The following is a 4,720-nucleotide window of genomic DNA, read 5'->3' as shown; positions in this document are numbered from 1 at the left end:
GGCAGCAGAGGCGTCATAGCCTCAGACAATGTGCCCTTTTGACAACGCGCATTGAAGCTGATGAGCTGGCTGGGGTCGCACCGGGGCAGGCATCCGCAGCGCTGAGCTGAGCGAGTATGCCAGGAGAGCCCGCAGGACGCGGGCGAAAGGTGGCGCTGGAACATGGATGTTCCAGCGGCACCGGTCCGTAAGGCAGACGAGTGAAGTGAAGGCACCGCGTAGCGGCGTGAGGACCGGCAGCCCCGGTGCGACCCCAGACGGCGTTATCGTCAGTCGCTTAACTGACGAGCATTTAGGCCTTCCTATATTAACTCATCAAAACACAACAACGGTTTCCGTGCTCGACCCGACTGGTGATAACAGTCGATCGCTGCGCGCCACTCCGTCAGGGGGAATATTTCCACCTCGCCACAATCACTGTTACGCAACAACGGCCAGAGTTGCGCAAACAGGTGCTGCCACTGCGTCATGCCAATCTCACCCAATGTGTGCCGAACATGGAACCAGTGCAGTGCTGGCCGGGCTGCTTTTACCTGCACCGGCTTGCCGCTGAGCACGCCATAAGCGACAAATTGCGCATTTTCATTAAGCTGTTGCCAAATCAACTGCCCGACATCACCGCCCACCGCATCAAACACCACGTCTGTGACAGCGCTGACGGCCTTCAACGCATCTCGCGCTGATTCCTGTATGGGCGTCATACCCATGGCCTGCAAACGTACAGCATGTTCGGCGGCACGAAACACCACCACCACCTGGTTTGCACCCTGACGCAGGGCCCACTGCGCCAGCAACTGTGCGCAGGTAGAACCGCCAGCGGTGATCAACACATTTTTTCCGGTCACGGGCCACTGTTGCAGCATCAATAAGGCGGCAAGCGGATTGATATAGGCGCGGGCAGCAAGCTGATGAGGAATATCGTTGGGCACAGCGATCGCAAGCCGCGCATCAATATCAACATAGCGCTGCCAGCATCCAGCGCCGCGTAACGGTAATACGCGTTGCCCTAAAAGGTGTTGCATCTCTGACGATGCCTCAATAACGGTGCCGACACCTTCATAGCCAGCAACCAGCGGTGGCGCAACACGATGGCGATAGGCACCGGTAATCGGGATCAAATCGGAAGCGTTAACCGGCGCGAAGTGCATTTGCACGCGCAACATACCCTCGGCAAGCGGGGATAAGGGGGAGGATTCCAGCGTCAGGACTTGGGCAGGATCGCCGAATTGCCGATACCAGAGCGCGAGGTTGCACTCGGGTAGCGGCGGCAATGCGTCAGAGTTCGGTTTTGGCGTCAAACTCACACAGATCTTCAATCAGACAGGAACCACAGCGAGGTTTACGCGCCACACAGGTGTAGCGACCGTGCAGAATCAACCAGTGGTGGCAATCCACTTTAAAGGCTGAGGGCACCACTTTGATCAGCTTATCTTCCACTTCTTCGACATTCTTACCCGGTGCAAAACGGGTACGGTTGCTGACGCGGAAAATATGGGTATCCACGGCAATGGTCGGCCAACCAAAGGCGGTATTTAACACCACATTGGCGGTCTTGCGCCCTACGCCTGGCAGCGCTTCCAGCGCGGCACGGTCTTCCGGTACTTCACCGCTATGTTGCTCAATCAGAATACGGCAGGTTTTAATCACGTTCTCAGCTTTGCTGTTAAACAGGCCGATGGTCTTGATGTACTCTTTCACGCCATCCACACCCAGCGCCAGTATCGCCGCTGGGGTATTGGCGACCGGGTAAAGCTTAGCCGTGGCTTTATTGACACTGACGTCCGTGGCCTGCGCAGAGAGCAGTACGGCAATCAACAACTCAAACGGCGAGCTGAAGTAAAGCTCAGTGGTAGGGTGCGGATTCTCATCACGCAGGCGTGTGAGGATTTGCAGGCGCTTGTCTTTATTCACACTGCGTTCCCGGTTTCACCTTGCGGTGCGGCTTCAGGGGCAGCGGCACGATGAGCCGCACGCTGTTTCATCTTTTGATCGATCAGGTATTTTCCTGCCAGCAACATTCCCAAACCAATAAAGGCACCCGGTGGCAGCATCGCCAGCAGCATCGGTGAATCAAAATGGAACACCTCAATGCGCAGCGCTTTGGCCCATGGCCCCAGCAGCTGATCGGCACCGTTGAACAGGGTGCCGCTGCCAATCAATTCACGAATCGATCCCAGCGAGACCATGGCACAGGTTGCGCCCATGCCAATGGCAAAACCGTCCAGCGCCGAGAGCGGGATGCTGCTTTTTGATGCCACCGCTTCAGCACGACCCACCACGATGCAGTTGGTTACGATCAAGGGAATAAAAATCCCGAGTGACTGATAAAGTCCGTAAGCGTAGGCATTGATCAGCATCTGCACGCAGCTCACCACCGAAGCAATGATCATCACGTAGATAGGAATACGGATTTCTGCTGGCACCCAACGGCGGGAAGCGGAGATGGCACTGTTGGTGATGGTCAGCACCAGCGTGGTGGCAAGACCCAGTCCAAGGGCGTTAGTGGCTGTGGATGTCACGGCCAGCAGTGGGCACAAGCCCAATAGCTGCACCAGGGCGGAGTTATTTTTCCACAGGCCACCGACCAGTAGGGTTTTGGCTTCACTCATTGGGCATCTCCACATTCGGGCAGCGAAGCGAGCTTCGCTGGCAACGTTTCAATCAGCAGGGCAGTGCGTTTGGTGGCATTGACCACCGCGCGTGGTGTGATAGTCGCACCCGTAAATTGGTCGAATTCACCGCCGTCTTTTTTCACGGCAAAATTCTTATCGTCGGCGCCGTGCACCACTTTACCGTTAAAGCTATTAATCCAGTCCGAAATACGCAGCTCGATTTTATCGCCAAGGCCGGGTGTTTCATGATGTTCGACCACGCGCACACCCAGAACTTTGCCATGAAAGTCGGCACCGACCAGCATCTGAATCGCACCAGAATAGCCGTCTGGCGCGGTAGTCTCAAGCGCCGCCGCAACGGGTTGATCGCCTTTGCGCGCCAGATAGAGATGATGGGGTTTATCATTACCCAACGCGGCGGCATCCGTGACCAGAAAACACTCCTGTTGGATGTGGTTGTCATACAGATCGGTCGGCACCACTTGGTCGAGCAAGTTTTTTTGCTGTAAGGCCGTCTGGTGCTCCACCGTCGGCTTGGTGACATAGTTCACCACGGCCGTCACACCGGTGGTGACCACGGCAAATGCTGCCAGCGTGACCGCATTTTTACGAATAGCTTCGATCATCTTCAATCCTTGCGATGGCCGTAAACGCGCGGCTGGGTGTAGTAATCAATCAGTGGTACGCAGATGTTAGCCAGCAGTACGGCAAACGCCACGCCATCGGGATAACCACCAAAGCTGCGAATCAGCCACACCAGTAAACCAATCAGTGCGCCATACACCAGACGACCACGATTGGTGGTCGACGCCGTAACCGGATCGGTGGCGATGAAAAACGCACCCAACATGGTGGCACCGGAGAACAGATGAATCAGCGGTGAGTTCAGCGATTCAGGTGAGAACAGCCAGCCGAGGGTGGCACAAAAAGCCAGTGAGACCAGGAAGCTAACCGGGATGTGCCAGCGAATCGCATTCTTCGCCAGCAGCAACATGCCGCCGAGCAGATAGCCAAGGTTAATCCACTGCCAACCCAGACCCGCCAGCACGCCAGTGTAAATTGGCTCAGCCAGCAGCTGCTCTGCGGTGTGTCCCGCACGCAGACCGGTTTTGAACGTATCCAGCGGTGTAGCCTGGCTCACGCCATCGACACCTAGTTGCAGCTGTTGCATGGTTTCCCCCGCCAGTGTGTGGTGGGTAAAAATCATACTGAGCGAGTCTAACAAGCCAGGCTTGATGGCTTGTAGCGTGTCAGGTGGCATCCAACTGGTCATTTGGACCGGGAACGAGATCAGCAATACCACATAGCCAACCATCGCCGGGTTGAACGGGTTCTGCCCCAAACCGCCGTAAAGTTGTTTCGCGATCACGATGGCGAAGACGGTACCCAGCACCACCAACCACCAAGGGGCCAGCGGGGGCAAACTTATGCCGAGCAGCAGCGCAGTCAGTAACGCGGAATTATCGCTCAGCGTAGGCACGACCGGCGTTTTACGCAGGCGCAGAATGGCACCTTCGGTGATCCATGCGGTGGCTGTGGCCAGTAACACCTGAATCAGAAAACCAATGCCAAAGAAATACCATTGCGCGGCCATCCCTGGCAGCGCAGCCAGCACCACCAACAGCATGATATTGCCAGTGCTGCGGCGGTTATGGGTATAAGGGGAACTTGCGATACGAAAAGCCATTTATTCCTCAGTCGTCGAAGGCTGCTGCTGCGCTTTACGCGCTTTGGCACGGGCGACCGCGGCAGCAATTGCCGCTTTGCGTGGGTCGGCGGAGTCAGGAGAGGCAGCAGCCTCCACTTCAGGGGATGATTCAGATTGCAGTTCGTCCTGCTGTGCGGCGGCAGCTTTTTTAGCTTTCGCACGCGCAATCGCCGCTTCGACAGCGGCTTTACGTGGATCGACTTCAGCGGCAGGTGCTTCTACCGGTTGTTCAGCGGCGGCGGCTTTCTTGGCTTTCGCACGCGCAATGGCGGCTTCGACGGCGGCTTTGCGCGGATCGACTTCAGCAGCAGTTGCCTCAGCCGGTTGTTCAGCGGCGGCAGCCGCTTTCTTTGGCTTTCGCACGCGCAATGGCGGCTTCGACGGCGGCTTTACGCGGATC

The 4,720-nt window shown here is 56.8% G+C and carries 5 protein-coding genes and 1 pseudogene; all 6 read right to left on the bottom strand.

Going from position 1 to position 4,720, the window contains the following annotated elements; translation table 11 throughout:
• Window positions 1-302: 302 nt before the first annotated feature.
• A complete protein-coding gene (locus PSSD_RS25420) occupies window positions 303-1,304 on the bottom strand; it encodes a zinc-dependent alcohol dehydrogenase family protein (protein ID WP_235589305.1) in 1,002 nt (333 codons plus the stop codon).
• Window positions 1,276-1,911, bottom strand: a complete 636-nt coding sequence (gene nth, locus PSSD_RS25415) for an endonuclease III (protein ID WP_058974172.1) — start codon at window positions 1,909-1,911, stop codon at window positions 1,276-1,278. Before nth ends, PSSD_RS25420 begins: the two co-directional genes overlap by 29 nt.
• On the bottom strand, window positions 1,908-2,609 hold the full coding sequence (locus PSSD_RS25410; RefSeq protein WP_058974171.1) for an electron transport complex subunit E: 702 nt from the start codon (window positions 2,607-2,609) through the stop codon (window positions 1,908-1,910). Before PSSD_RS25410 ends, nth begins: the two co-directional genes overlap by 4 nt.
• Complete coding sequence (rsxG, locus tag PSSD_RS25405; protein ID WP_058974170.1) at window positions 2,606-3,238, bottom strand: electron transport complex subunit RsxG; 633 nt, start codon at window positions 3,236-3,238, stop codon at window positions 2,606-2,608. The genes PSSD_RS25410 and rsxG overlap by 4 nt, the downstream gene beginning before the upstream one ends.
• A gap of 2 nt (window positions 3,239-3,240) precedes the next feature.
• Window positions 3,241-4,299: an electron transport complex subunit RsxD gene (gene rsxD, locus PSSD_RS25400; protein ID WP_058974169.1), complete on the bottom strand. Its 1,059-nt coding sequence runs from the start codon at window positions 4,297-4,299 to the stop codon at window positions 3,241-3,243.
• Window positions 4,300-4,720, bottom strand: a pseudogene (locus tag PSSD_RS25395) (electron transport complex subunit RsxC); the annotation flags it as partial.

It is taken from the genome of Type-D symbiont of Plautia stali, assembly GCF_001485335.1.
GTDB lineage: Bacteria > Pseudomonadota > Gammaproteobacteria > Enterobacterales > Enterobacteriaceae > Pantoea > Pantoea vagans_C.
Note: the sequence above shows the minus strand (reverse complement) of the source record. Positions and strands in the feature narration are given on the sequence as shown.

What these genes read in the sequence shown, in the direction of transcription:
- PSSD_RS25410 (WP_058974171.1), bottom strand. Translation starts at nt 2,609, where the DNA reads ATGAGTGAAGCCAAAACCCTACTGGTCGGTGGCCTGTGGAAAAATAAC.
- rsxG (WP_058974170.1), bottom strand. Translation starts at nt 3,238, where the DNA reads ATGATCGAAGCTATTCGTAAAAATGCGGTCACGCTGGCAGCATTTGCC.
- rsxD (WP_058974169.1), bottom strand. Translation starts at nt 4,299, where the DNA reads ATGGCTTTTCGTATCGCAAGTTCCCCTTATACCCATAACCGCCGCAGC.